This window comes from Legionella maioricensis, assembly GCF_023618015.1.
GTDB classification, from domain to species: domain Bacteria; phylum Pseudomonadota; class Gammaproteobacteria; order Legionellales; family Legionellaceae; genus Legionella; species Legionella maioricensis.
Map to the genome: position 1 here is coordinate 65,667 of NZ_JAJKBJ010000010.1, position 23,077 is coordinate 88,743.

A 23,077-nucleotide genomic window follows, 5' to 3' on the forward strand; every position below is an offset into this window, starting at 1 on the left:
CTCCCCAATTATTGGCGTAACTGTGGGAATAAAATAACATCACGAATGGACTGTGAATCAGTGAATAACATAACCAGTCTGTCTATCCCTATGCCCTCTCCTGCCGTAGGAGGCAAACCGTATTCCAAGGCTTCAATGTAATCGCTATCAAAATGCATGGCCTCCAGATCACCAGCATCTTTTTCTGCAACTTGTTGATGAAAACGTTCCGCCTGATCCTCAGCATCATTCAACTCGGAAAAACCATTAGCAATTTCACGGCCTGCAATAAAAAATTCAAACCGGTCTGTTACCTCAGGATCAGAATTACTGCGTCGAGCTAAGGGAGATATCTCAGTTGGGTACGCAGTAATAAAGGTAGGTTGAAATAACTGATGTTCTACTGTTTCTTCAAACGCTATCATCTGCAATTTACCCAGTCCGTCTGTTTCTTTGTACGGTAAATTTAAATCATTAAGAAATGTTCTGCATCCCTCTATAGTTTCTAACTGCTGCGCACTAATTTTAGGATGATGCTTTAATATCGCTTCCTTCACACTCATCTGTGCAAAAGGTTTATTAAAATCAATGACCTGCCCCTGATATTCTACTTGCCTACTCCCTAAAACTGTATCGCATAAATACTGTAATAGTTGCTCTGTAAGGGTCATTAAATCTTTATAGTCTGAATAAGCCTGATAAAACTCAATCATCGTAAACTCAGGATTATGGCGAGTAGAAATTCCTTCATTACGGAAATTACGATTAATTTCATATACTCGCTCAAATCCCCCTACGACTAATCGCTTTAGATAAAGTTCAGGAGCAATACGCAAATACATGGTCATATCCAGAGTATTATGATGCGTAACAAAAGGTCGAGCCACAGCACCGCCCGGGATAGGATGCATCATCGGCGTTTCCACTTCTAAATACTGATTTTTATCCATAAATTGACGGACTGCTTGTATCAGTCGTGAACGAATTAAAAAGGTTCGTCGACTGTCTTCATTAGCAATCAAATCAACATAGCGTTTACGATACTTCATTTCCTGATCAGCCAAGCCATGGAATTTATCAGGCAATGGTCTTAAGGACTTAGTTAATAATTCAACATACTCGGCATTGATAGTAAGTTCCCCAGTATTGGTTTTAAAGAGTTCGCCTTTAACGCCAACAATATCCCCTAAATCCCAATGTTTGAATTGTTCATATATTTCAGGGAGATCATTTGCCCTGATGTAGATTTGGATTCGTCCGGATACATCCTGAATATGGAAAAAACTGGCTTTACCCATAATTCGTCTTAAAACAATACGTCCGGCAACGGTTACTTTAACCTGTTGTTGTGCTAAAGGGTCTTTTTCAAAGTCGCCATATTTTTTCATTAACTCATCAGCGAGGTGCTCACGGTGAAACTGATTGGGAAAATTAAAACCACCGTTACGTAACTCAGCTAATTTTTGTTTACGAATATGATAAACTTCACTTTCATCTAAGCTTTCATCTAAATGTTCTTCAGTCATGCTGCCCTACTCCTGCCTTTAAACTGGCTTCAATAAATTGATCTAATGCGCCATCTAATACCGCTTGGGTATTACTGGTTTCTACACCTGTGCGCAAATCTTTAACCCGGGACTGGTCTAATACATAAGAGCGAATTTGCGATCCCCAACCTATATCAGATTTAGTCGCTTCCAAGGCTTGTTGCTCCGCATTCTTCTTTTGCATTTCCAATTCATACAACTTAGCACGCAGCTGCTTCATCGCCTGATCTTTGTTCTTGTGCTGACTTCTATCGTTCTGGCATTGTACCACTATGCCACTAGGCGCATGGGTTATCCGTACCGCAGAATCAGTTCGGTTAACGTGCTGACCACCCGCACCAGAAGCCCTATAGGTATCTATTCGTAAATCCGCTGGATTAATTTCTATTTCAATATCATCATCAACTTCAGGGGAAACGAAAACGGCCGCAAAAGAAGTATGACGCCTGTTACCTGAATCAAAAGGTGATTTACGAACCAGGCGATGAACTCCTGTCTCAGTTCGAAGCCAGCCGAAAGCGTATTCACCAGTAAAATGGATAGTAGCACTTTTAATGCCCGCGACTTCCCCCGGAGAACATTCAATGAGCTCAGTAGTAAAGCCATGCTGTTCGCCCCATCGTAAAAACATTCTCAGTATCATTTCAGCCCAATCTTGGGCTTCTGTTCCACCTGACCCAGCCTGAATATCCAGATAAGCACTAGCGTTATCCATTTTGCCAGAAAACATACGTCTAAACTCAAAACCCGCGACTTGTTCTTCTATGGACTGTAATTCTTCCCCAATATCAGTAATTGTCTGTTCATCTTGTTCCTCTCGGGCAAGCTCGAACAACTCTGTTAAATCAACTATGGATTGCCCCAGATTTGTTAAAGAAAGAACAACTGATTCCAATTGAGTTCGTTCACGACCCAAAGCTTGAGCCTGTTCAGGATTATTCCAAATCGTTGATGATTCTAATTCGCGTATCACTTCTTCGAGGCGTTCACTTTTCGCTTCAAAGTCAAAGGTACCCCCTAAGCGATTCAATACGCTTACCCAAGTCAATTAAGCTCAGGTTAATATGATTCACTTCTAACATAAGTGTCTCTTAAAAAATAAAGATAGGATTTTACAGCGAAAGTAGCTTTCTAGCTATAGTAATTGGTTTAGGAACATTAATTAATAAGGTATTTATAGTGCCTAAGTCGTCTTTATGGCAGAACGATAAGCCTGCAAATTCATTAATAATTCTGCTTCAGCATTAGATAAATGACAGCTGGCAACAATTTCGTCACGGTCGCCCCCCATCTCCAGTATTCTTAAAGCATGTTGATAGCCACCATCATTATCTCTTTTATTTTCCAAATCTTGTAATTGATTATCCATACTGATTAATTGTTTATTAATTTCTCTTAATTGTTTAGCAAATAATAAATCAGCATTAATTAATACCGGGTGATCTTTCTGTATTTGCACTGTTAATTGTTCCAAAGAATCTATTTTTTCCTGTTGAGCGGCGATTTGCTTACGTTGATTTAATAAAAAATTGCCTATAAACAAAAAGATGATTAGATTAAAACTCAGGATGATATTGATCATTTTTTTTCCTTTTTATCCGTATTCTGTTTTGGTGATTCTACTTTATTCCCATTCTGTTGTGGTGATTGTACTTTATTCGTGTTTTGTTTTTTTAACTCTACAGAAGGCACCATATTAACAATAACATTATGTATCTGATTTATTCTCGGGTTGATCAAGCGGTCTACATTCCTGTCTTTAGCGATCACAATATTTACTCTCCGATTTAAACCCCTTCCTTCTTCTGTAAGATTATCCGCAATAGGATATTGCTCCCCATAACCGGTAACTAAAATACGATCTGTGCTGATGCCATAACTGTTTAAAACACGCGCTACGGTAGCAGCCCTGGTTGCAGAAAGCTCCCAGTTAGAAGGAAATTGCGGTGTTTCTATTGGTATATCGTCAGTATACCCTTCAACTACAATAGGAAAAGGAACCTCTTTAATTTTTGTCGCTAATTGCATTAATTTCACTAAAGCTTCTGGAGTCAAATCAGCAGTCCCTGATTCAAATAAAGAACCTGCTTTCATATCCATTTCTATCCAGCCCTCTTGCCGGTTAATTTTAAAATCTCCATTCTCCAATTCCGACAATGATTTATTTAAGTCATCAAGACCATCTCTATAGCTGCCTTTGGTCTTTCGTTCTGCAGGGCCATTTATTTTGTTATCAGTGGATACCATCGCTTTATTTTGATCTTTTTTATTAAATGCTGATTTCATCCCTTCTGAAAGTGATTTGTATTTTGACACGTTGACTGATGAAATAGCGTACATCACCACAAAAAAAGCAAATAACAGGGTAATAAAATCCGCATAGGAGACTACCCATCTATGGCTATCTACATGCTCTTCCGGCCTATTTCGTCTTGCTTTCATTTTTTTTATGCTTGCCAAAATTATTTAATTTTAGTTGTAACATATTGGGACTCTCACCACAGGCTATGGCAACTAATCCCTCTACAATCATTTCATCAAAATGTACTTGGCGAGAAATACAACTTTTTAATTTATTAGCTACAGGTAGAAATATAAGATTAGCCATACCTACCCCATAGATAGTAGCCACGAATGCTACTGCTATGCCCAACCCCAGGCTTCCTGGATCAGCCAAATTTCTCATGACTTGAATCAATCCTAAAACAGCTCCGAGAATTCCTATAGTAGGGCTATAGCCTCCCATACTTTCAAAAACATGTGCTGCTCGTAAATCCTGTGATTCATCATGATCGATTTGGGCTTCTAATACATCTCTTATGGTTTGTTTATCTACCCCAATAACTAATAGTTCAAGCCCTTTATTAACTAATGGATTGCGCTCGACTTCCAAGTGATCTTCCAAGGAAAGTAATCCCAGCTGACGTGCTTTTTTAGCTAACTCTATGAGCAAATCTCTGTATTCATCAAAACCGATACGAGGCGGCCTAAATATCCAGGGTAAAATTTTAAATGCCCTTTTAAAGGTTGGCATTGGGGTCTGCAACATTACTGCCCCCAAAGTTCCTCCCAAGACAATAAATAAGGCAGCCACATTGAGCAGAGAATGTAAATCGCCCCCTTCAATCAATTGCCCTATGATAATTGCGAGAAAACCTGTTAATAAACCTATTAGTGTTAATGAATCCATTATTATTATCTATTCCGGTAAGCGTGATTTAATACGGTGAGTTGCTTGACTAAGAATTTGAGATATACGAGATTCACTCACCTCCAAAACCTCTCCAATTTCTTTTAAGTTCAAATCCTGTTCGTAGTACAAAGACAAAACCAGTCGTTCTTTATGAGGCAATCCTTCGATGACCTGCGTTAAATGACTCATTAAATCCGTATGCAGTACGCTGACATGAGGTTCAGAGGATGATCCGCTTCCTTCAGAATATAAAATGTCATCGGTTACGCCTAAGTCATCAAAACCATATAAATGGCTACTGGCAGAGTCCTGCAACATTTCATGATATTCATTAATGGGTAGGCCTAACTCCTCGGCTACTTCAAAATCTTTAGCCTCTCGCCCCAATCGATGTTCCACTTGTTTTACCGCCTCAGAAATCATTCTGGAATTGCGATAAACCGAGCGAGGCACCCAATCATTGCGCCGTACCTCATCCAACATATGTCCTCGAATACGAATTCCAGCATAGGTCTCGAATGAAGCTCCTTTAGACGCATCATAATGTCTCGCAGCCTCAAGTAAACCAAGCATCCCAGCCTGTATTAAATCGTCAAGTTGAACACTTTGGGGCAAACGTCCCAATAGATGATGGGCTATCCGTTTGACCAATAGAGCATGACCTTTTACCAGTGTTTCCTGGGTTTGTTGATTTACTTTGCTGTATGCAGCTAAAGCATCCACGATACTCTCCTTACAAGAACAGCACAGATAATTGATAATCTATAAAATCCAACCCAAATTCATTTAAAGCTATTTTAAGTATAGTGAACAATTTAAAATTCACCTGATACTAATCGTTCTAAAAAGAAACTCGTGTTGCCTCCTAATAATGATTTAAACGGCCAATTATTCACCGTTTCCGCTAACTCTCTTAATGCAATCGTAGCCGGAGAATCAGGGCAAGCAATTAAAACCGGTTTTTGCTTTTTTACCGATTTATGAACATTCTCATCAAACGGTACCGCTCCTAAATAGTTTAGATGAACATCAAGAAATTGTTCAGAAACTCGGAGCAATTTATTAAATAAATCTCGTCCATCTTTTAAATTTCTGACCATATTGGCTAAAATGTTAAAATGAGTCCACTCATAGCGTTTACTCATCACCTTGATTAAAGCATAGGCATCCGTTAATGAGGTCGGTTCATCACATACAACAACAATTAATTCCTGTGAGGAGCGAGCAAAACTCAACACCGTGTCTGAAATTCCCGCGGCTGTATCGATAATCATATAGTCCAAATCATCGGTTAACTCATTAAAGGCATCGATGATCCCTGCATGCTCAGCCTGAGTCAGTTGGGTCATGAATTCCGTTCCAGAAGCAGCGGGAATCACTCTTATGCCACTGGGTCCTTGCAAAATAATATCGCTTAAATGACATATTCCCTGAATGACGTGAGATAAATTATATTTGGTATGCAATCCCAGCATAATATCAACATTGGCCAAACCTAAATCTGCATCAAGCAACATCACACTTTTATTGAGCTGAGCCAGAGCCACAGCCAAATTAACGGAAACATTACTTTTGCCCACCCCACCTTTACCTGCTGTGACTGCTATCACTTTAACCGGTTTAGTTCGGGATAAATTTCTAAGACCAGAAGCCTGATCCTTAATGCTCTTGTTAGTTTTCGACATGATATTCCCTCCCAACACGCGCTTGTTCCTTGCTGATGTATTTATCGGCCGGGAACAATTGAAGTTCTTGTTGAGCAAACAGCTCAACAAGTTGATGACGCGTAGCCATTTTGATGTCTTCAGGGACTCGTTGACCATGCGTCAAATAACTCACTCCCAAGCCAGATTCGATGACAGCACTTAAGGCGCCACCTATGGCCAGAGACTCGTCTAATTTTGTCACGATGCATTGATCGATATGATTCGCCTGATATCGTCTTATTGCATCAATGAGCACTTGATAATGACTGGTTGCGGGTAATACCAGAACTTTAGCAATGGATTGGAGATAAGTACTCAAAACATGCATTTGCTTGGCGACCCGCTCATCAGCGGGGTTCATCCCTGCTGTATCAATCAAAATCAGTTTTTTATCACTTAATTGACGTAACACTCGTGCTAAAGAAACCTCATCTTGAGCAACACATACTTTTACTCCCAGAATTTTTCCATAAAGAACTAATTGTTCCTGGGCTGCGATACGATAGGTATCCATAGTAACTAAACCTAATTTATCAGCGCCAAATCTTAAAGAAAAGCGCGCCGCAATTTTGGCAAGAGTTGTCGTTTTTCCAACACCTGTTGGCCCGACAAATGCATAAATGCCCCCTTCTTCTATCCGTCGTGTATCGCGAATAGGTAACAGCTCGGAAATATGGGCTAACACTGCTTGCCAAGCTCGTTGTTGATTTAATTCAGGACTCACTGTACGTGCCCAGGCAGCAGCAGTAGTATGACTGACCCCCAAATATAAGAGCTTTTGTAACAATACAGTATGTAGAGGCTCATTTCCTCCCACATTTCCTCTTAATTGAGCTTCCAGCATCCCTCTCAATGTCTGGATTTCCTGACGCATGTCATCTATCGGTGTTTGAGGAGGATATTTTTCAGTCTGGGTCGGAGGCTCCGCAGAAGCCACCGCTGCTTGAGTTGACAAAATGGATTCATCAAAGTCAATAGCAGCAACTACCTCAACCCCACCCTCTACACGATGACTAGACAAAATGACGGCATCAGGACCAAAAGTAGCCTTGATTTGTTGCATCGCACTGCGGGTATCTGCAGCGACAAAACGTTTCAATTTCATAAAGCCTCCTGCCTTTTATACTCGCTATGAGTATGACTATCCTACGGTACCAATTATCCTTATTTGTTTGTTATCAGGAATTTCCTGATAAGACAATACATGGAAGTCATTGGATATATTACGCACAAATCGTGCCAAAACAGAACGTATTGCTGGTTGTACCACTAATACAGAACTTTCTTGTTTTGCCTGCTGTTGAGCAGCAAACTGAGCCAAAGAGTGTTGTATTTTATCTGCCATACCGGGTTCAAAGCTGACGCCGCCACCGCCACTGTTCTGAATAGTATTCTGCAATAATTGTTCCAACTCGGGTTTCAAAGTAATAATGGGGAGTTCTTCGTCCAATCCGCTAATTTTTTGCGTGATTAACCTTGATAATGCGATCCTTACCTGACTAATTAAAAACTCACTGTCTTTAGATTTTGGCGCATTCTCCGCCAAAGTTTCGACTATAGTTCTAATATCAGTCAAAGGAATACGCTCTATTAACAACCCTTGCAGTACTTTACTTACCATACCTAAAGAAAGCCCATCAGGAACCAGCTCTTTAACCAGTTTAGGTGAGCTCACTGCCAGTTTATCTAAAAGTTGCTGAGTTTCTTCATATCCCAATAATTGCTGACTGTTCAAATCCACTATTTGACTCAAGTGCGTTGCAACCACTGTAGAGGCATCTACTACGGTATAACCTAAAGTATGTGCTTGTTCTTTTTGATTTTCATTAATCCAGACGGCTTCCATCCCAAAAGCAGGATCTCGCCCTGGAATTCCTTCCAGAGTACCAAACACTTGTCCGGGATTGATAGCCAACCATTTATCCGGATGAATTGCCGATTCCCCCATAATCACTCCAGCCAAACTAATCCGATAATGATTGGGTTTTAAATCCAGATTATCCCGAATATGAACTGAAGGGATTAAAAATCCTAACTCTTGTGATGTTTTCTTACGAACTCCTTTAATTCGCGAAAGCAATACCCCTCCTTGAGCACTATCTACTAAAGGAATCAAACGATAACCTACCTCCAAACTAATGACATCAACAGGATTAACATCATCCCAGGATAATTCTGAAGTGAGAGGATCTTTCGTTTGAGTCTGTTCATTTTCTTTATTAATCTGCAAATCACTTTTTGCTTTGGCTTGTTTGATAAATAAATACGCTATCCCTGCTAAACCTGCTGATAATAAGATAAAAGCAACATGGGGCATGCCTGGAATAATACCTATTAATCCTATAATAGCTGAGGCGATAATAAGTGAGCGAGGATTAGAAAAAACTTGCGATATAACTTCTTTGCCCATATTTTGTGCGCTGGAAACGCGAGTAACAATAATTGCGGCTGCAGTAGATAAAACTAAAGAGGGAACTTGAGCCACTAAACCGTCACCAATGGTTAATAAAATATAATTGTGCAATGCATCCGTTAAACTCATTCCATGTTGAAGGATACCAATAATCAATCCTCCCACAATATTGATAACCAGCACTAATATACCTGCCACTGCATCGCCACGTACGAACTTGCTTGCTCCATCCATAGAGCCATAAAAATCAGCCTCCTGAGCGACGTCGGTTCGACGCTTAATGGCCTGCTCCTGATTGATTAATCCTGCATTAAGATCGGCATCAATAGCCATTTGTTTCCCAGGCAAAGAATCCAAAGTAAAGCGTGCGCTCACTTCAGATACTCGTCCAGCACCCTTAGTAACGACCACAAAATTAATCACTACTAAAATAATAAAAACGACCAAACCTACCGTGTAATTTCCGCCAATTACTACCTCACCAAAAGATTGAATGACGTGGCCAGCAGCATCGGTACCATTATGGCCGTTTAATAACACAACTCGCGTAGAAGCAACGTTAAGTGCCAGTCTTAATAAAGTGGCAAGCAAAATAACGGTAGGAAAGACTGCAAAATCCAAAGGTCTTTCACTATAAATAACCGCTAATAAAACCACCAACGACAGTGCAATATTAAAAGTAAAAAATATATCCAATAAAAAAGGAGGTAATGGCAGCATCATCATACTGAGCATGATGATCAACATCAACGGAGTACCTAATCCCTGACGCATCCAGGACTGTATATAATTCAAGGCGGCTGTCATTTGATGTCTTCCTCTGCTTCACGAGCCAATTCAGGTGGAATAGGAACGTTTTGTAAAATTTCAGGTTTATAATCATAGCGTTGCTTATCACGTAACTGGAACACATAGGCTAATACTTGTGCCACCGCGACGTATAATCCTCTGGGTATTTCAGCATTTAATTTGGTAGAAAAATAAATGGCCCGTGCCAAAGGAGGTACAGAAATAATAGGCACCTTATGCGTCTTCGCTTCTTTGCTGATTTGAAATGCAATCAAATCCTTGCCTTTGGCAACAACAATAGGAGCACGACTGCCTTTTTTATGATAACTGATTGCAACGGCATAATGAGTCGGGTTGGTCAACACGACATTGGCTTTAGGAATTTCACTCATCATACGTCGTCTGGCCAACTCTTGCTGAGCTCTACGAATAGCACTTTTTACTTCAGGCTTCCCTTCAGTTTCTTTATATTCATCTCTTAATTCCTGTTTGGTCATTTTAATTGCCTTACTGTGTTCGTATAATTGGAAAGGTACATCCAAAGCAGCGATTAGAATTAAACTTGCGGAAATGAAAAGAAAAGACTTAACAATAATAAATCCACCATCATGAATTGCTGTTTCGATTGGAACATTGCTTAGACTTAACAATAAAGGAACCTGCGATTTAAGAACCAGGATGGAAATGCCAGCAACAAGAACGAATTTAAAAAAGGATTTAAGCATTTCAACAAATCCCTTTAGAGAAGCCATACGCTTAAAACCTTTTAACAGACTCAGTCGCGAGAATTTAGGTTGTAAGGATTGGCCGCTAAATACCCATCCGCCCATTAATAAAGGGGCTCCTAAAGAGATAAGAAAAATAACAACCAATATGGGAACAAGAGCCCAAAGTCCGGCTTTTGCTAAAAAGAATAACCGTTCAAAAACTAAAGTAGGAGTAAGAATTATTTGCGTATCAAACTCAAAAGCTTGTCGCATCATCACAGCCAAATGAGTGGAGAGTTGTTTTCCAAAAATAAAGAAGCCTACAGCGGTAACTAATAAAATTACCGTCGCATTAAAGTCTTTGGATCGAGCGACCTGCCCCTTCTCTCGCGACTCTTTTAGTCGCTTGGCCGAGGGCTGTTCGGTTTTTTCCTGTGCCTGTTCTTCATCTGACATCAGCGTAACATCCCTATTATAAACTGCATTCCCTGTTCAATACTTGAAACTATTTCCGTCCCAACGCTTGGCAAACCTATTTTAATAATTGCCATGGCCATTATTAGAGTAATAGGGAAGCCCAAAGAAAAAATATTCAGTTGTGGAGCAACTCGCGTCATTATTCCAAAGGACAAACTAACAATAAGTAGAGACAATATTGCCGGAATGGAAATTAATACCGCCTCCTTAAACATCCAGCCAGAAAACATAATCACATGCCATACCATAGTATTATCTATTGGCGACTGGCCTATAGGCATCATTTTAAAACTATTCAGTAGTGCATCCAGTAAGGTTAAATGACCGTTCAATGCTAAAAATACTAAAGTAGTCATCATCAAATACAACTGACTTACCAAAGGAACGCTGGCTTTACTGGAAGGATCAACCATCACTGCAAAACCTAATCCGGCTTGCATTGAAATAATCTGACCACCTAAAACAAAAATTTGAAATACGAGCTGTAAAGCAAACCCCATTAACAGGCCAAGAAATAATTCCTGTATCATGTACACCAGATAAAGACCATTAAAATGCAGAAATGATAGTTGGGGGGATACGAAGGGAGCGCATATCCAACTTAACGTCAAAACAAATAACACCTTAATCCGTGAAGAAATTAAGACAGAAGAAAAAACAGGTACTGTAAGCATCAAACCACCAATACGCCACATAGGCCAAATCACTTGACTCAAAACGCGTATCATTGCCTGATAATCTACATTCATCTGTAGTTCCTAGCCTATCATATAAGGAATATTAGTAATCAAAGAATCTGTATAATTAACTAAAGTCTTTAATAACCATGGTCCTGCAAACACCAATACTAAAAAAGTAACAAATAATTTGGGAATAAAACTTAAACTAGACTCATTGATTTGAGTTGCCGCTTGAAACATCGCAACAATTAAACCCACTATTAAACCCGGAACCGTCAAAACTGTTAACAATAAAAGGATGACATTAACGCTTCCGCTGAACAAAGAGCCTATCGATTCTGGGGTCATAGCACCTCCTAAGTCATCGCAAAACTTGAAGCAAGTGAACCTAACACCAAAGTCCAACCGTCAACCATCACAAATAACATAATTTTAAAAGGCAATGAAATAATTAAAGGTGATAACATCATCATCCCCATAGCCATCAAAACACTCGAAACAACGAGGTCAATAATTAAAAAAGGCAAAAATAAAATAAACCCAATTTGAAAAGCCGTTTTCAGTTCGCTGGTGATAAAAGCCGGAATCACCACGCTCATTGGAACCTCGTTAAGGGGAGCGGATTCAGCTCGGGCAAATTGTTTAAAAAGCGACAAATCATTTTTTCGTGTTTGATTTAACATAAACTCGCGTAAGGGAATTTGTGCATTGGACAAGGCCTGAGGAAAATTCATCTTTTCAGCCATGTAAGGTTGTATCGCTGTGTCATTAATTTTATTAAAAACCGGCGACATCACAAAATAAGTCATAAATAAAGCAATACCAATCAAAATTTGATTGGTGGGTGTCTGAGCCATGCCAATGGCCTGACGTAAAATTGACAGTACAATGATAATTCGCGTAAAGGCGGTCATTGCCATCAATAATCCAGGCAAGACACTTAATATCGTCATGAAAATTAAAATTTGCAGATTGACGCTATAAGATTGTTCGCCATTTACCCCTGGTTGTACCGTAATAGCAGGTAATGATAGTGGCGCTGCCTGGACTGTTATAGGTAATAAAATGAAAAACAAAACCATCATCATCAAAGTCTTATTTTTCATTTTATTTTCTTCCCACCGCAGATTTAAGGAATTCGGCAAAAGCAGGTTTATTTTCTGAATCAAATCCCGGAGGTAACTGTTCACCAAAATCGTACAAAAGACTTACGGTACTCGCACCAACTCCCATCAATAAAAACCGATCGCCTACCTTCAGTAACATCATTTTTTCCTTAGGACCCAAAGTCATACTTGCTATGGATTGAAATCCTTTGGAAGAACTTAATTTAACAAGATTTAATCGCTTCACTATCCAGGACAAAAAAATAATGATTAATAAAACGGAGAGCAGTCCCATAATAACCCGCATCAATTCATTATGACTGATCAGATTAGAACTCTCCGCAGGTAATGCCGCAGCACCTGTACTGATTAATAAAAAAAACAGCGAGATCAAATAGCGCATTATAATCATTCTCTGAGCTTCTTAATCCGCTCAGCTTTACTCACTATATCTGTTAATCTCACCCCAAATTTATCGTTAACCACAACCACTTCCCCGTGAGCAACTAAAGTTCCATTAACCAAAACATCGAGTGGTTCACCTGCTAAACGATCAAGGGCAACAATTCCTCCTTGATTAAGTTGTAATAAATTTCGAATAGTCATTTTGGTACGACCAATCTCTACAGTCACTGATACAGGTATATCTAAAATCAACTCCAATTTTTCGCTGTCAGCATCTTGAGCCAAAACGTTAACTTGTTTTGATTGCTCCGTTGCTGCTTCTTTTGATTGAGCCATCCATTTCTCCTAATAACTTATTGTTTTTATTATTTTTAGCGCTCGTTTTTCATTGGCACTACCCATAGTTGCGGTAAAGCTGGGGGTCCCTTCAATATCCAGAGTAACGATTTCGCTCATTTCCAAAGGGATAAAATCACCTGCCTGCCAAGACATCACTTTACCCAGCGTACTGGTCGTTTGAGCCATAGCAGAACTAATCGTTAATTCAACATCCATTAACTCTTCTTTTAATGAATTGATCCAGTTAGGATCAATTTCATCATCAGGACGAGAAGCCCCTAACTCCAATTGCTGTTTGATAGGTTCAAGCATTGAGTAAGGTAATATAATGTAAAAAGAACCTGTTTCTTTACCAAAATTCATAGTAAACCGCCCCACAAGCAACATTTCTTCAGGCTCGGCTATATTAACTAATTGAGGATTCGTTTCTTCATTCACTTTCATTAAATCAAGCAGCATAATCGGCTCCCAGGCATGAATGAGATTAGCCATTAACTTTTTCGTGACAACATCCATAACCCGCAATTCAGTGGCCGTGAAATCGGTTTTATCCTTTTGGGCATAAAATTGAGTACTACCGCCAAAATAATAATCCACTAAATCGTAAACAAAAATACTATCAAAAAGTACAATCCCCTTACCGCGCAAGGGTTTAAATTTATAAATACTCATCAAACTCGGATTAGGCAAACTACCCATAAATTCACGGTGCTTTATAATTAAAAGAGGCTCTTGTTTTATTTCGAAATCTTTAGCGGTTAACTGATAAATATCGGTTGCAAAGTAACGCACTGCCCTATCATAAATTTTATCTAATACAGGTAACTGACCTTTAACAATACGTTTTTGACCAGTAAAATTTAGTGTTTTGACGCCATTATCGCCCACTCTTGTTTGAGGCTCAAATACCTTATCTGAATCTGTTTCCGGATCTGCGGAATCCTTTGATTGCTCCCCTTCAACTTGCTCAGTATCAGCCTGCGCCTCGCCCCCCTCTTCAGCAGACTCATCCACCGCTTCGAGTAAAGCATCTATTTCTTCTTGTGATAACACATCTTTTTCAGCCATAAGCAGTCCGTTCGCATCTGATGCTATTACCTAAATTCCTCTTGAATTTAAGATTATTTGTTTGAAAGACATAATCAAAGCAAATACCATGCCATGAAAAAAAACTAATGATAAATCAACAGCATGCTTCGAATACCCCTCTAATTTGGCATATTAAAAATGATTATGTCAATGAATTGACTGGAATATATCTGATTACGTCGAATGAGGATGATGAAATACCATAGAGCAATCCACTAACATGACGATTTTTGAACAATGTATACCAGCTTGCAACCTTATCTAGTCCAGAATAAACCCATTTACATTAAAGCCAGTGTGCAGGCCACTGAATTTAATTTCCTGTGCATCCTTTTTAATGAGGTAATTTAGGTCTTGTGCAAAATGGATCTGGAAGGCTGGTTTCGATTTGTTGTTCATCAGCTCCAGAAGATTTTAGATTAAAATGAGATTCATCTACTGAAGAGGCTAAAGTCGCTGCTTTTAGCTGCGTCTCTTCTTTATTTTTGTTCCTTTCAGCGCTAATTAACTCTTCAGTTACCACAAACTTTTGAGGTGGAGAATTAGGAGAAAGATGCGATAAAATTTTTGAGGAGGAACTAAAAAAACTAACATCAGTCGCAGCTGCCACGGAGTCATTAGCTTTTGAAGGAAAAGGGGAGAAGAACGATAATGGATTTTCTTTAAAACTATGCCAATTATCTTGAATCAAATGTGGGATGCTTAATATTCCGTAATGTCCATTTCTTTGGGCAAAAGTATTTAATGACCATCCAGCTCCTCCGCCAATCAGTGTACCTAATACAGCACCTATTATTGCACCTACAGCAGTTCCGATAATCGGAAATACACTCCCTATTGCCGCACCAAAGGCAGCTCCAGCACCAGCCCCAACCCCAGCACCTAAAGCTGTATAAATGCCAGAAGTTACCCTACTTGATAATGAGTTATTATCATTATATTTAGAGCCAGTGAGAAAACTTCGAATTACTCCTTGCCATGTTTTAGACTCAGCTAATGTTTCTTTTTCATCATAGTTCAATTCAGAAAGGGAATAGAACCGAAAATCAACTCCGGCTTCTTTGTCATTTTTAGAGGCTGCAACATAAAAATCAATAAAGTCCTTTGGGCTTTGAAATAAATACGCTCCATGATTAGGATCCATATATCGTATTCCCCCATCATCTTGAACGCTGACATAGCATGCATGTCCTATCATGGAACTTCGGCGCGTTAATTGAAGTTCTCCTCCTTTATTTTCTTTAGCGACGTCTAAAATCTGTTGTGCCTGTTGTTGGTAATCAGGGCAAAAATATTCTCTCGTAAGTCTCGTTCTTTTTACTGTTTTTTGATCCTTTTCACGATCCAATTGAGATTTTTGATAATTATGAACTTCCTTGGTGAGATCAATTTTTACGGCCTGATTTTTATATGGCGAGAACTTCGGATCTACCATCGCATAAGTAAAACCATAACATTCACCACGAGATGTACCCAATTTGGGTAGTTTACCCTGATTAATTTCCGCAATTCGATACTCTGGGGTTTGGAATCTTGCATAATCGTTCGACGTCAAACTATCTTTGGTTTGAATTTCATCTACTTTAGAATAGTCCTCTTCCACGGAACTCTTATTGATTTTTGTAATTTTATTATCTATATCTTTTAAATCATCTAGCACGAATATCAAACTATCTTTGATTAGTGTCTGTTTATTTGAGGCAAGGTAATTTTCAATTAATTTAATATCTTCAGATAAAGCTTCGTAATTGTCGTTTATTATACGTTGACCCAGTTTTTTTTCTAAGTTTTTAAGAAATTCTTGATCAGCTATTAATGATTTACGGTATTCTTCTTTTGCGGAATTTGAAAAAAAATGTAAGACAGATTGAAATGGAGTAAGATTTCCCAAACTCAACCCATGTAATTGTTCATTTATTAAATCAACACAAATATAAAGACTCATAATAATGACCACAATATAAACAGCATGGTCAAATTATAACAGATATTAATTAAGTCATTATGAACACTTGGTGAATACCCGCGTTTCGAAATGCCTCAAATTGGGTGTTACCGAAGAGGGGGCTCAATGGTCAACAGACCTTACTTTGATTGTATTAATAAACCCGGGTTTATGACGCATCGAATAAGCCATTCTTGTTTCTCATTTCGCTCAAGACAAAGAGGTGTTCCAGGTACAAAGAAAATGAAGCTCTTATCTCATCTTGGACAAGAAGCTTCGCCGCCAGCTTACCCATAATGTTTCACAGGAAAGCGACCTCTATTTTAAGAATAGAGAGAAACTGGAAAGTGAATCAATGGTCTGTTTCCCTTTTACACTAAGCGGCTGCTCTAGATTGATTGACTTTTCTACACAGGCTCCATGTTGTAGTAAATAAATCCTCATAAAAATTCCTTTTCCTGTTGGTCTTGTTCGGTATAACCTAATTACTTCTTGTTTTAATTTTAAATTAAAACGCATGGTAATTTACTTTCATTTCAATTTCTAACAATAGCTTATTAAAAATACTATAGAAACATACATATAATAAATGCATTGTGCTTGGATATCTCAAATAGGAATAAAATGACTTTAATACTGACCGCAGGTACTAATAACTATGTGATTCAAATTTCCGATAGAAAAATAACAGCAAAAGGTAAATTTATTTCAGATAAGACCAATAAGTCTCTCATCCTATTATGCGATGATGGTCGATTTATAGTTGGCTTCACTGGATTAGCTCAATTTCCCAGCTCCAAGGAGATAAATCCAATTACAAAAAAAGCAGGATTTTATATGCAGGATTGGTTGATAAACACTCTGCATGATATAGGCCAACAAGAAAACGCTATATTCAGTATTGCTGAGCAATTAAAAAATAAATTATCAGTTTTATATGAAAACCCATCATTTTCACGACAAAGGTTAACAGTAGTATTTTCTGGATTTATTGATAATGTCAGCCCATCATTGTGGGGGAGCTTATTTATTTCTAATTTTCAACGCGGTTACCAAGGAGAATGTATAAACGAAGCGGAAGAATTTCAAATTTTCCAAGTGTGTTCTAATAAAGAAGTTGGATCAAGATTTGTAACTTCCTTTGGGGATACACAACATATCAAACCTAATGATATCGAGTTCCTAAGTGACTTAGTAGGCAATAAAGATATCAATATGTCTATTATAAAAGATGGCATAGAGAAAAGATTTAGAGCAATAGCTCATAGAAGTAACCGAACTATTGGCGAGAATCTTAATTTAGTTTTTTTATATAATGACCCGCACTCTGAACCTACTGTTGAGTTTTCAGGAGCAGACTCTTCGAAAAAAGCGCCATACTCTTCGATAATTGATTTAAGGCAAAAAAAAGCTCCCTTTACTATTGCACATCCAACAATTAGCCTTACTGAAGGAGAGTTTCCTAAAAAGATTTTCCAAGTAAATAGAAATAAACCTTGTCCTTGTAGAAGCGGCCTAAAATATAAACGCTGTCATGGACAAAAAAAGAAAACAAAGAACAATTACTAATATCTAAAAGCAAGCATAGATCGGCCTGGATCTGCTATCATTAAAATAAAAAATATCGGTTCAAACTCTGAAGAACTCCCAAAATAAAGCAATTTTTTGTCAATCCCTGCGAAGGCAGGGATACATCAATAAGATGCATCTGAGGTCTGGTTAAGATACTCTAACGCCCCAACATCGCAAAAGAGTATAGAAAGTTTATGAAAAAAACTATTTTGTATACATTCTTTCTAGCAAAAAAGATGGAACTTTATATGTAAGTGTTACAAGCAATTTAGAACAGCGTATGTATGAACATAAAGCAGAGTTAATCGGTGTATTTCCACTTATTGAGCAACATAATCCTCAGTGGATTAATTTGAGTGTTGGCTTATCTCCACAGATGGATCCCCGTCCTCCCAAGGACAGAAGTTGTGTCACTTTTGTGGGGTTATTCAGTTCAGACTGAGGAGGGGTTACGCTGCCTCGAAGGCTCACATCGTACCCGTAAGCGACGAGGGGCTTCTGCAATAGGTATTACCCCACATTTAAGAGATCCTTCGCTTCGCTCTGGATGACGTTTCTTAAGTTAATAACAGTGCTGCTCATTATTAAGCCTCTGCTCTCAATAAAGTTTTTAGTTAAATTTGCCTTATTGTCCTATTGCCTTATAGAATGAAAAGCCATGATGGAATGTCTGATGAGATTCGCAGAATTAAAGAGGACTGAATGATCACGTTGAGAAATAGCAACCCGATCGGTTACAGGACAAACATTAGGATGTCTTATGATATTTTTAGATTTAACTAAAAAAGCAGCATTTAAATGTATTTTAATCCTCCTGAGCACCTTAGGGGCACTACTGATAAGCCAAACAACCATTGCCAGAGGTGGACTCTTTTTTAATATTTCGGCAACAGGAACTCCTGCGAATCTGAGCATCACCCTATGCCTTAATGGGAAGGGCCCCCTATCCTGTCAAAATTATGCGGTTTCTGCTTTAAATCTAAATATAAGCACCACGATACCCAATCATGTATATCCCTCTGTGGGGATAAAGATTAACACGCCTGGCTATTCATTAATGGGTTGTACCCCAAGTAATAATGGATACTGTTTATTTTCTGCAAGCAATACCGCGCCTGCCCGGATTATCATTAGTAAGGGTCAAACAACATTGACACCCAGCGTGACTTCTTTAGCTCTCTCCGTTAATTGTCCACCGTTGACAGCCGGATGTACTTATACAAATAATGCATTAACCGGCCATGCAAGACAGATAACGATCACCAACAATGGAGCAATGGCAGCCTCCAACGTGTCCGTTATATCCTCTGGTTTTCCTGCAGGAACCACAATTACCTCTTCGACTTGCGACAATATATTAGGGCCCAATGAATCCTGTACTATTACCATTACCCCTGGCATAACAGCAACCTCAGAATGCACAACTGGTACTGCCCCAACCAATGGCCCCCTTACCGTAATGGCTGATGGGGCTATTGCAACGCAGGTGAGCGTGGTGGTATTGAGTTATAGTTGTATTTATCAAGGAGGCTATGTGTATTCCATTGATGATACAACCCTCAATACAGTAAGTATTGGCGGTAAGGTTGCAGCACAATTTGACCAAGCCACACCCCCTTCTGGAATTATTTGGAGTTCAGACAGTGCAGGCAATTATGACGGCGGGGTGAGCATTTGGGGAATTGATGATACCTCTACCTCCAGTAGCCCAAGTCCTAATGCCAGCTCTGTACCCCCTGCTACCCGATATTCAGGACAATCTAATTGCAATGGAGCAATAGATGGTTCTTGCAATACCAATAACATTTATGTTTATTACAGCACTATCGCCGCATCAACTCCTCCTTTATCAACCTATGCGACAGGACTTTGCAAACAAATCATTAGTGGCTACTCAGATTGGTATTTACCTGCAATTTGTGAAATGGGGCCAGATGATGGAAGTTTAATTTGCACGTCCCCGCCCTTGCTGCAACTTCAACAAAACATGGCTGATAATCTACCGGTATTATTAAATAACTGTATCGGCTCGATGTGTTTGGCTGGAGACTATTGGAGTTCTACCGAGCAATCAGGTAACCCACTCGATAATGCATGGTCAGAGTGTTTTGCTTCCAATGGGGGTAGTTCTCAGTGCATAGATATCAAAAGTGATTCTACTTTGGGCGTTAGGTGTTCTCGAGCGTTAACTTCTTAAATACATGCAAATCATGGGGTCAACTCTGACCCCATAGATATTTAATACCTTAGAGCATTTTTTTATAGAGAATTTCTTTTAATAAAGCACCGCCATCGTAAAACTCTTCCAATTTAGTTGAGCCAGTGGCTTCGAAGCCCAAAGCCTCATAGAATCCTCGAGCCTGTGTATTGTCCGCCAGTACCCAAAGACATACTTTTTTATATCCTTGGTCTACTAATTCAGACAATGCAGCCAAACATAATTGGGTTCCCAATCCCATGCGCCAGTAATCTGGATGTAAATAAATCGCGCTGATTTCGCCAATTGGACCATTTTCAATAATATCCCGAAACGGACAAATACTCGCAAAACCAACCATTTGATTATCCATTTCGCTAACGAGTACTTTGACTCCCTTTTTTAGCAGATCATGCCATTGTTGAGTTCGTTCTTGCAGAGATAAACTTTTCAGAATGGTTTCCGGGATAAACTCTTTATACATCTTTTGCCAGGAACGGAGATGAATTAAAGCGATAGCCTCTGCATCTTTTAGTGTTGCTGTTCTAATATGAGACATAAAATTTTTAATCAGAAAACCGCTTTAGGTTAGTATAATTAATTCTCCTCACCAGTGCATTAAAAATTCTTCTCAATAATAAAAATATCGAAATAGGACATCGATCTCACTTAAGGGGACTTTGTCATAGCACAGCAGCTCGCACATTCCGTGGTTAGACTTATCGCGTTAACGATAGCATAATAGGCCCTAACTTATTAGCAATGGAGAGCAAATGCCTCAAAGTACAATCCTATTGGCAATTAAAGAATTTGTTGATACCCACCCGGATTTTCCTGCAGATTATTTTAATGCCGAGCATCGTGCGACAACAGGATTTTTCGGCACAAAAGTGTACTTGGTTAAAGAAGAAAACGGATGGACTCTTGCTGAGTTGAATTACCTTCATTTATTAGTTCGTCAGTTTTCTTCTATATTAACCTTTGGTTATTTAAAGCTCTATGGCAACATTGACATGAATAACTTCCAATCAGAAATACAGCCTCTCCCCTATGAAACGGATATCTCTGACAAAACCCGGCGTCTTTATGAAGACCTGATGACCAAAGCACTTGGACCTGACGCAGCATGGGTTGATGAGATCAACAGTGCGACAAGCGATACCTTTGATGAACAATCACCGTTGTTAATTGAACCTATCAAAGAAATCCAGGAAAAAATTGTTCCAGTTGACCAGCAATCCCAGACGTTGATGGAAAGCATCAGCGAAGAAAGCCAAGAAGAAACTAATACAGTTGATGCCCCCCAGGCACTAATGGATGATGTCACCTCAGAAGAGCAAGAGGAAATCGCTACGATTGATGAGCAGCCACTGTCGTTGATGCAAATTATCAATAAAGAAAGACAAGAAAAAAATGTTGCTGTTCGAAAGGTTATGGAGAACAAAGTTCTGGCTATTGCAAAAGCCGACTATAAAAACTTATTCCACGGCATCGATCAGATGACCAATGAGCAGAGAGCATCGCTTGTGCGCCTTTTGAGCCCCGATGTGAAACTTTCATTAGGGATTTGGAATGGAGTCATGCACCATGGAAAAGCTTTTCAGCTCTCTGCTCGAGAAAATGTCCGTACCTGGATTCCGGCTATTATTCAGGCCCTCAGCTTGGAACAGTTAACAGAGGCGTGTAATGACATTAAATTTTGGGAGGTCGTCGATCTATTCCCCGAGCAGGTTGGCACTGTATTATCTTTGCAGCAATGGACCTGTATTATTGAAAATAATAAAAAATCGGATTCAATTGTGAAGTTGATGCTTGCGCTTCCCGTAGATGAAATGCTCTACGATAAATTGTTGGTGGCTTGTGGACGGGTACCGATTGATTTTGGCAAAGAATTAGGCATGTCCATGCTGATTAGCAAGCTGAATCGTTACCTCAAAGCCCACAAAGACGAACGCTCGACGGAAGTATTAACCAGAGCTATGAAACGGCCCCCCTCAAGAAGAGTGACAGTATCTGTATCGACACCATTGAACAGAAAAGATCACCGTAGTTTGACGCAGCCCAATCTCCATTTGATAAAGGAAAAAACCCCGTCTCGAACAGTGTCTTTTATCACTCCCACGAATATCACTTCAGCGAATTATCCACGCCCGCCTCAATGGGAAGATGGAGAGTTTTATCATGTCGTAAACAATTTATCTCAAAATGTAGACAACCTGAAAAAAGCCAAGATACTTTTTTGGCAATTATTAGAGCGTTTCCCTAAAGAGGCGGGAGCTGAAGCTCAAGACCTTTGTCAAAGGAGCCTTAAATACTTAATACGTCATTATCCACCTAGCGTTTTAGAACAAATGGATGGCTTAAATGAAGTTGAGTTGCAACGCTTTCTAACAATACTTGAGCAAACAGACGCAGCGTTGATTGTTGGGGTCTGGGATTCCTTAATGGCCAGCGCGCGTGAATTAGGTTTTTCAAATGAATTATTTGCAAGGAATAAAGCGCAACGGATCTTAAAGCATGTATCGCCTCAACAATTGGCAGCTAGTGTTTCTGAGGATAAATTATGGGCTGTGTTAGGGCATTATCCCGATCTTGCCGGACTCTTATTTACTGCAGAGCATCTCAAAATATTAGCTGCTCATAGAAAAGCGCCAATGATACTAGCGAAAATTATCGCGGATCTCCCTCTGAATCATGATTTAGGCGATAAATTAGCAGTTATTTGTCCACACATGGTAAAAGATCCTATGCTGGAAATGCAGATAGCAGCAAAAATCCGTTGGTATAGTGCTAATATCAATAAGACCAAAGCAAGCGAGCTACAAAGGGTGATTGATGAGGCTGGGGGCGTACAAGAGATGGATGAAAATAGTTCCACGGTCTTTTCTTATGGTTGAGACTTGGAGTAAATAGAAGGCGATCGGAGCCCAATT

Annotated in this window: 21 protein-coding genes and 1 pseudogene; 4 read left to right on the forward strand and 18 right to left on the reverse strand. The window is 39.2% G+C overall.

All coding sequences use genetic code 11. The features are described from left to right. Positions 1-8: 8 nt before the first annotated feature. The 17 genes from lysS to LOX96_RS09830 form a co-directional block, all read right to left on the reverse strand. On the reverse strand, positions 9-1,505 hold the full coding sequence (lysS, locus tag LOX96_RS09750; protein ID WP_250421711.1) for a lysine--tRNA ligase: 1,497 nt from the start codon (positions 1,503-1,505) through the stop codon (positions 9-11). Continuing rightward, a protein-coding gene (prfB, locus tag LOX96_RS09755; RefSeq protein ID WP_250421712.1) for a peptide chain release factor 2 occupies positions 1,498-2,608 on the reverse strand; the annotation gives its coding sequence in 2 pieces (ribosomal slippage) (positions 1,498-2,532 and positions 2,534-2,608; 1,110 coding nt in all). Before prfB ends, lysS begins: the two co-directional genes overlap by 8 nt. Before the next feature lie 101 nt (positions 2,609-2,709). Next, positions 2,710-3,108 (reverse strand): DUF2802 domain-containing protein, encoded by a 399-nt coding sequence (locus tag LOX96_RS09760; protein ID WP_250421713.1) that lies wholly within the window; start codon positions 3,106-3,108, stop codon positions 2,710-2,712. Beyond that, the gene (locus tag LOX96_RS09765) at positions 3,105-3,968 is read right to left on the reverse strand and encodes a flagellar motor protein MotB (RefSeq protein WP_250421714.1); all 864 of its coding nucleotides are present in this window, start codon (positions 3,966-3,968) and stop codon (positions 3,105-3,107) included. The genes LOX96_RS09760 and LOX96_RS09765 overlap by 4 nt, the downstream gene beginning before the upstream one ends. Beyond that, complete coding sequence (locus LOX96_RS09770) at positions 3,949-4,716, reverse strand: flagellar motor protein (RefSeq protein ID WP_250421715.1); 768 nt, start codon at positions 4,714-4,716, stop codon at positions 3,949-3,951. Before LOX96_RS09770 ends, LOX96_RS09765 begins: the two co-directional genes overlap by 20 nt. A 9-nt stretch (positions 4,717-4,725) precedes the next feature. Further along, entirely contained in the window at positions 4,726-5,442 is a 717-nt protein-coding gene (locus LOX96_RS09775) for an RNA polymerase sigma factor FliA (protein ID WP_250421716.1), read from the reverse strand. Between the two features lie 92 nt (positions 5,443-5,534). Continuing rightward, complete coding sequence (locus LOX96_RS09780) at positions 5,535-6,404, reverse strand: MinD/ParA family protein (RefSeq protein WP_250421717.1); 870 nt, start codon at positions 6,402-6,404, stop codon at positions 5,535-5,537. Further along, positions 6,391-7,530 carry a flagellar biosynthesis GTPase FlhF gene (gene flhF, locus LOX96_RS09785; protein WP_250421718.1) on the reverse strand — a complete coding sequence of 380 codons (1,140 nt, stop codon included), beginning with the start codon at positions 7,528-7,530 and terminating at the stop codon, positions 6,391-6,393. Before flhF ends, LOX96_RS09780 begins: the two co-directional genes overlap by 14 nt. 36 nt (positions 7,531-7,566) lie before the next feature. Then, on the reverse strand, positions 7,567-9,645 hold the full coding sequence (flhA, locus tag LOX96_RS09790) for a flagellar biosynthesis protein FlhA (protein WP_250421719.1): 2,079 nt from the start codon (positions 9,643-9,645) through the stop codon (positions 7,567-7,569). Then, positions 9,642-10,790, reverse strand: a complete 1,149-nt coding sequence (gene flhB / locus LOX96_RS09795) for a flagellar biosynthesis protein FlhB (protein WP_250421720.1) — start codon at positions 10,788-10,790, stop codon at positions 9,642-9,644. The genes flhA and flhB overlap by 4 nt, the downstream gene beginning before the upstream one ends. Beyond that, a complete protein-coding gene (fliR, locus tag LOX96_RS09800) occupies positions 10,790-11,560 on the reverse strand; it encodes a flagellar biosynthetic protein FliR (RefSeq protein ID WP_250421721.1) in 771 nt (256 codons plus the stop codon). Before fliR ends, flhB begins: the two co-directional genes overlap by 1 nt. A gap of 9 nt (positions 11,561-11,569) precedes the next feature. After that, complete coding sequence (gene fliQ, locus LOX96_RS09805; protein ID WP_250421722.1) at positions 11,570-11,839, reverse strand: flagellar biosynthesis protein FliQ; 270 nt, start codon at positions 11,837-11,839, stop codon at positions 11,570-11,572. An 8-nt stretch (positions 11,840-11,847) separates the two neighbouring features. Then, positions 11,848-12,579 carry a flagellar type III secretion system pore protein FliP gene (gene fliP, locus LOX96_RS09810; protein ID WP_431606636.1) on the reverse strand — a complete coding sequence of 244 codons (732 nt, stop codon included), beginning with the start codon at positions 12,577-12,579 and terminating at the stop codon, positions 11,848-11,850. 19 nt (positions 12,580-12,598) lie between these two features. Further along, positions 12,599-13,000, reverse strand: a complete 402-nt coding sequence (fliO, locus tag LOX96_RS09815) for a flagellar biosynthetic protein FliO (RefSeq protein ID WP_250421724.1) — start codon at positions 12,998-13,000, stop codon at positions 12,599-12,601. 5 nt (positions 13,001-13,005) lie between these two features. Continuing rightward, entirely contained in the window at positions 13,006-13,338 is a 333-nt protein-coding gene (gene fliN / locus LOX96_RS09820) for a flagellar motor switch protein FliN (RefSeq protein WP_250421725.1), read from the reverse strand. A gap of 9 nt (positions 13,339-13,347) precedes the next feature. Next, positions 13,348-14,409, reverse strand: a complete 1,062-nt coding sequence (fliM, locus tag LOX96_RS09825; protein ID WP_250421726.1) for a flagellar motor switch protein FliM — start codon at positions 14,407-14,409, stop codon at positions 13,348-13,350. A 355-nt stretch (positions 14,410-14,764) separates the two neighbouring features. Next, a complete protein-coding gene (locus tag LOX96_RS09830) occupies positions 14,765-16,321 on the reverse strand; it encodes a hypothetical protein (RefSeq protein ID WP_250421727.1) in 1,557 nt (518 codons plus the stop codon). Positions 16,322-16,999: 678 nt separating this feature from the next. Here LOX96_RS09830 and LOX96_RS09835 point away from each other — a divergent pair. The 3 genes and pseudogenes from LOX96_RS09835 (at position 17,000) to LOX96_RS09845 (ending at position 20,144) form a co-directional block, all read left to right on the forward strand. Beyond that, positions 17,000-17,944, forward strand: coding sequence for a YecA family protein (locus tag LOX96_RS09835; protein ID WP_250421729.1), 945 nt, complete (start codon positions 17,000-17,002; stop codon positions 17,942-17,944). 217 nt (positions 17,945-18,161) lie between these two features. Further along, a pseudogene (locus tag LOX96_RS09840) lies at positions 18,162-18,389 on the forward strand (GIY-YIG nuclease family protein); the annotation flags it as partial. A gap of 318 nt (positions 18,390-18,707) precedes the next feature. Continuing rightward, positions 18,708-20,144, forward strand: a complete 1,437-nt coding sequence (locus LOX96_RS09845) for a DUF1566 domain-containing protein (RefSeq protein WP_250421733.1) — start codon at positions 18,708-18,710, stop codon at positions 20,142-20,144. A gap of 49 nt (positions 20,145-20,193) precedes the next feature. Here the strand turns inward: LOX96_RS09845 and LOX96_RS09850 are convergent, their stop codons facing one another. Further along, complete coding sequence (locus LOX96_RS09850; RefSeq protein ID WP_250421734.1) at positions 20,194-20,703, reverse strand: GNAT family N-acetyltransferase; 510 nt, start codon at positions 20,701-20,703, stop codon at positions 20,194-20,196. A gap of 214 nt (positions 20,704-20,917) precedes the next feature. Between LOX96_RS09850 and LOX96_RS09855 the strand changes: the two genes are divergently transcribed. After that, positions 20,918-23,041, forward strand: a complete 2,124-nt coding sequence (locus LOX96_RS09855; protein ID WP_250421736.1) for a hypothetical protein — start codon at positions 20,918-20,920, stop codon at positions 23,039-23,041. Positions 23,042-23,077: the final 36 nt, after the last annotated feature.

Bases quoted from the DNA above. Each gene is read 5' to 3' on its own strand.
- fliP (WP_431606636.1), bottom strand. From the start codon at position 12,579: ATGATGATGGTTTTGTTTTTCATTTTATTACCTATAACAGTCCAGGCA.
- LOX96_RS09770 (WP_250421715.1), bottom strand. From the start codon at position 4,716: ATGGATTCATTAACACTAATAGGTTTATTAACAGGTTTTCTCGCAATT.
- flhF (WP_250421718.1), bottom strand. From the start codon at position 7,530: ATGAAATTGAAACGTTTTGTCGCTGCAGATACCCGCAGTGCGATGCAA.
- fliO (WP_250421724.1), bottom strand. From the start codon at position 13,000: ATGCGCTATTTGATCTCGCTGTTTTTTTTATTAATCAGTACAGGTGCT.
- LOX96_RS09850 (WP_250421734.1), bottom strand. From the start codon at position 20,703: ATGTCTCATATTAGAACAGCAACACTAAAAGATGCAGAGGCTATCGCT.
- LOX96_RS09760 (WP_250421713.1), bottom strand. From the start codon at position 3,108: ATGATCAATATCATCCTGAGTTTTAATCTAATCATCTTTTTGTTTATA.
- LOX96_RS09835 (WP_250421729.1), top strand. From the start codon at position 17,000: ATGACTTTAATACTGACCGCAGGTACTAATAACTATGTGATTCAAATT.
- flhB (WP_250421720.1), bottom strand. From the start codon at position 10,790: ATGTCAGATGAAGAACAGGCACAGGAAAAAACCGAACAGCCCTCGGCC.
- fliR (WP_250421721.1), bottom strand. From the start codon at position 11,560: ATGAATGTAGATTATCAGGCAATGATACGCGTTTTGAGTCAAGTGATT.
- lysS (WP_250421711.1), bottom strand. From the start codon at position 1,505: ATGACTGAAGAACATTTAGATGAAAGCTTAGATGAAAGTGAAGTTTAT.
- LOX96_RS09855 (WP_250421736.1), top strand. From the start codon at position 20,918: ATGCCTCAAAGTACAATCCTATTGGCAATTAAAGAATTTGTTGATACC.
- LOX96_RS09765 (WP_250421714.1), bottom strand. From the start codon at position 3,968: ATGAAAGCAAGACGAAATAGGCCGGAAGAGCATGTAGATAGCCATAGA.
- LOX96_RS09845 (WP_250421733.1), top strand. From the start codon at position 18,708: ATGATATTTTTAGATTTAACTAAAAAAGCAGCATTTAAATGTATTTTA.
- fliN (WP_250421725.1), bottom strand. From the start codon at position 13,338: ATGGCTCAATCAAAAGAAGCAGCAACGGAGCAATCAAAACAAGTTAAC.
- LOX96_RS09780 (WP_250421717.1), bottom strand. From the start codon at position 6,404: ATGTCGAAAACTAACAAGAGCATTAAGGATCAGGCTTCTGGTCTTAGA.
- fliQ (WP_250421722.1), bottom strand. From the start codon at position 11,839: ATGACCCCAGAATCGATAGGCTCTTTGTTCAGCGGAAGCGTTAATGTC.
- flhA (WP_250421719.1), bottom strand. From the start codon at position 9,645: ATGACAGCCGCCTTGAATTATATACAGTCCTGGATGCGTCAGGGATTA.
- fliM (WP_250421726.1), bottom strand. From the start codon at position 14,409: ATGGCTGAAAAAGATGTGTTATCACAAGAAGAAATAGATGCTTTACTC.